Source organism: Steroidobacter sp. (genome assembly GCF_016790065.1).
Classification (GTDB): Bacteria; Pseudomonadota; Gammaproteobacteria; order Steroidobacterales; family Steroidobacteraceae; genus Steroidobacter.
The window spans coordinates 1-3,612 of record NZ_JAEUPY010000193.1; the positions used below are offsets into that span (position 1 = coordinate 1).

Below are 3,612 nucleotides of genomic sequence, written 5' to 3' on the forward strand. Positions count from 1 at the left end.
CGGGTAACATCCGACGCCTTCGCGCAGGTCGGCTGAACCGATAGTTCCTTTGGGGGGTTTCATGCAGCTGGACGGAAAGCTCGTCGCCATCACCGGCAGCGGCCGCGGCATTGGCCGCGCCATGGCATTGGCCTTCGCGCAAAAGCGCGCCAATGTCGCTCTCATCGATCTCAACAGCGACGACCTCGCCCAGACCAAAGCACTGGTCGAAGCAGAAGGCGTTCGCGCTGTCACCTATCTTTGTAATGTCACCCGCGAACAGGAAGTCGAAAGCACCCTCGATCAGGTGGTCAGCGACTTCGGCCGCCTGGATGTGATGATCAACAACGCCGGCATCACCAAGGATGCGCTGCTGGTGAAAGTTCAGGACGGCAAGGTCGTGAACAAAATGTCGCTGGATCAGTGGCGCGCGGTCGTCGATGTAAATCTCACAGGCGTATTTCTGGGCGCTCGCGAAGCAGCCGCCCGCATGATCGCGCTGGGTAACGGCGGCGCCATCATCAGCACCTCCAGCATTTCGCGCGCCGGCAACATGGGCCAGTCGAACTACTCGGCCACCAAATCGGGCGTGGTTGCGATGAGCGTGGTGTGGGCCAAGGAACTCGCCCGCTACGGCATTCGCACCGGCGCGATTGCTCCGGGCTTTACGCGCACCGAAATTCTCGACACGATGAAACCCGAGATGGTGGAACGCGCCGTCAGCGCCGTGCCGCTGCGACGCATGGCGGAGCCGAGCGAAATGGCCCACGCTGCCATTTTCATCGCCGAGAACGATTACTTTTCCGGCCGCGTCATCGAAGTGGATGGCGGCCAGAGACTTTGATCAGAGCTGAGGGGAACGTATGAAGTTGAATGATGTGCGGGCCGTCATCACTGGCGGTGCCTCGGGCCTCGGCAACGCCGTGGCACAACGCTTGGTCGCCGCTGGCGCCAAAGTCACCTTGCTGGATGTGAATGAAGCCGCCGGTCAGGCCGCCGCCAAGGCGCTGGGCAGTGCCGCGTTCTTTCAAACAGTGGATGTCACCAGCGAAGCCGGCGTCGACGCGGCCGTTGCACAAGCCAAGGCCGACATGGGCGGCTTGAATCTGGCGGTGAATTGCGCCGGCGTGGCTTGGCCTCGTCGCATCGTCAACAAGGAAGGCGCCATGCCTGGCGAATTCTTCCGCAAAGTGGTCGAGATCAATCTGCTCGGCACGCTGTTCGTCGCCAAGGCCGCGGCCGCTGCCATGAGCAGCAACACGCCGAACGAAGAAGGCGAACGCGGCGCCATCGTGATGACCGCTTCAGTCGCCGCCTTCGACGGCCAGATCGGCCAGGTCGCCTACTCCGCATCGAAGGCCGGCGTGGTCGGCATGACGTTGCCGATGGCTCGCGATCTGTCGACCTCCGGCATTCGCGTCATGACTATCGCGCCCGGCATCTTCAAGACACCGATGATGGCGTCGTTGCCGCAGGAAGCGCAGGATTCACTCGGCAAACAAGTGCCGTTCCCGCCGCGTCTGGGCCGTCCCGACGAATACGCCGCACTGGTGGCGCATATTTGCGAGAACTCCATGCTCAACGGTGAAGTCATCCGCCTCGACGGCGCCATCCGCATGGCGCCGAAGTGATAACGGCCTGGTAGCCAACAACTAAATAAAACGCGAGCGGACACAGCCGGAAGAGATTAGCCATGACCGAACGTGAAGTGATGGAATATGACGTCGTGATCGTCGGCGGCGGCCCCTCGGGCCTCGCCTGTGCGATCCGGCTCAAACAACTCAAGCCCGACATCAACATTTGTGTGCTGGAAAAGGCCTCGGCCATCGGTGCGCATTCGCTGTCCGGCGCGGTCCTGGAATCCGGCCCGCTCGAACAACTGTTGCCGAACTGGCGCACCGACTACACCGGCATGAAAGTGCCGGCGTTGGAAGACGACGTGCGCCTGATGACGCGCACCGGCTCGCTCAAGTTGCCCAACTGGGCGGTGAACCTGTCGCCCATGAACAATCATGGCAACTTCATCGTGTCGCTCGGCCAGCTGACGCCGTGGATGGCGTCGCAGGCCGAAGCCCTCGGCATCGACATCTTCCCAGGCTTCTCCGCCGCTGAAGCCGTGTTCGACGAGAACGGCGCCGTCAAAGGCGTGCGCATCGGCGACATGGGTTTGGAAAAGAATGGCGAGCCGGGCCCGAACTACACCCCAGGTGTGGAAATCCATGCCGGCACCACGGTGTTGGCCGAAGGCTCGCGCGGCTCGATTTCCAAACAACTGATCGCCAAATACAACTTGCGCGACGGCATCGATCCGCCGACGTTTGGCTTGGGCTTCAAGGAACTGTGGCAACTGCCGCCGGGCCGCGTGCAGCCGGGGCGCATCGAACATGCGTTCGGCTGGCCGCTCGATTCATCGACGTACGGCGGCAGCTTCCTGTATCACCTCGACAACGATCGCGTGTATGTCGGTTACGTCGTCGGTTTGAACTACAAAGATCCGCGGCTGAAGCCGTTCGAAGCGTTCCAGCAGTTCAAGAATCATCCGCGTATCAAACCATTGCTGGAAGGCGGCGAGATTCTCGCGGCCGGTGCTCGCACCATCGCAGCCGGCGGCCATCAATCGCTGCCGCGTCTCGACATGCCCGGCGCCATGTTGATTGGCGATGCTGGCGGCACGCTCAACGTGTTCAAGATCAAAGGCATTCACCAAGCGATCCGCTCGGGCGCACTGGCCGCCGAGCACCTGGCTGAACAAGGCAAGAGCGCCGGTTTCGATGCGCGCTGGCGCAAATCCGACGGGCACCGAGAATTGCATTCGGTGCGCAACTTCAAGCCGGCGTTCAAGCGCGGCCTGTACTTTGCGATGGCCAATGCCGGCATCGAGGCGCTGCTCAAGGGCAAGACCCCCTGGACACTGCGCAATACTGCGGACTGGTCAGCGCTGGAGAAACTGGGCGACTATGCCTCACCCGATCGCGGCTGGAGCGATCGCTCGTTGCCGCCGCGGGACCGGCTGGCCTCGGTGTTTTTTGCCGGCAACGTGCATGATGAAGCGCAACCCGTGCACCTGAAGGTGCTGGACACGTCGATCTGCGTCACTCGCTGCACCAAGGAATATGGCAACCCTTGTCAGAACTTTTGTCCGGCCGGCGTGTATGAAATGGTCGACGACGGCCAGGGCAGCAAGCGCTTGCAGATCAACGCCGCTAACTGCGTTCATTGCAAGGCCTGCGACATCAAAGACCCGTACGAGATCATCAACTGGACCACGCCGGAAGGCGGCTCCGGGCCCAACTACCAGAACATGTAAGGTCATCGGCGGGCGGCTGCTATGGAGCTAGCCGCCCAGCCGATCTGGACTCCTTCCCCCGAGCGCGCCCGTCGGTCCGCGCTCACCCGGTTCACTCATTTCGTGCAAGAGCGCTACAAAGCGCCAGTGCACGACTACGCGTCGCTACACCGCTGGTCGGTGGAGTTTCCGGAAAACTTCTGGAGCGCCGTGTGGGACTTCAGCGAAGTTCGTTGCTCCCAGCCCGCTCAGCAAGTGCTCGAAGACGGCATGCGCATGCCGGGCGCGAAATGGTTTTCTGGCGCGCAGCTCAACTATGCTGAAAATCTACTTCGCGTCAGCGAAGA

Annotated in this window: 4 protein-coding genes; all 4 read left to right on the plus strand. The window is 61.8% G+C overall.

The window, feature by feature from the left end:
• The first annotated feature begins 61 nt into the window (after positions 1-61).
• Entirely contained in the window at positions 62-823 is a 762-nt protein-coding gene (locus JNL55_RS08335) for an SDR family oxidoreductase (RefSeq protein WP_293851890.1), read from the plus strand.
• Between the two features lie 19 nt (positions 824-842).
• On the plus strand, positions 843-1,610 hold the full coding sequence (locus tag JNL55_RS08340; protein WP_293851892.1) for an SDR family NAD(P)-dependent oxidoreductase: 768 nt from the start codon (positions 843-845) through the stop codon (positions 1,608-1,610).
• Positions 1,611-1,672: 62 nt separating this feature from the next.
• Positions 1,673-3,286: an electron transfer flavoprotein-ubiquinone oxidoreductase gene (locus tag JNL55_RS08345; RefSeq protein ID WP_293851895.1), complete on the plus strand. Its 1,614-nt coding sequence runs from the start codon at positions 1,673-1,675 to the stop codon at positions 3,284-3,286.
• A gap of 21 nt (positions 3,287-3,307) precedes the next feature.
• The coding region (locus JNL55_RS08350) for an acetyl-coenzyme A synthetase N-terminal domain-containing protein (RefSeq protein WP_293851898.1) at positions 3,308-3,612 on the plus strand (305 nt) is incomplete at its 3' end.

Excerpts from the sequence above, each read along its gene's own strand:
- JNL55_RS08345 (WP_293851895.1), top strand. The coding sequence starts at position 1,673 with ATGACCGAACGTGAAGTGATGGAATATGACGTCGTGATCGTCGGCGGC.
- JNL55_RS08335 (WP_293851890.1), top strand. The coding sequence starts at position 62 with ATGCAGCTGGACGGAAAGCTCGTCGCCATCACCGGCAGCGGCCGCGGC.
- JNL55_RS08340 (WP_293851892.1), top strand. The coding sequence starts at position 843 with ATGAAGTTGAATGATGTGCGGGCCGTCATCACTGGCGGTGCCTCGGGC.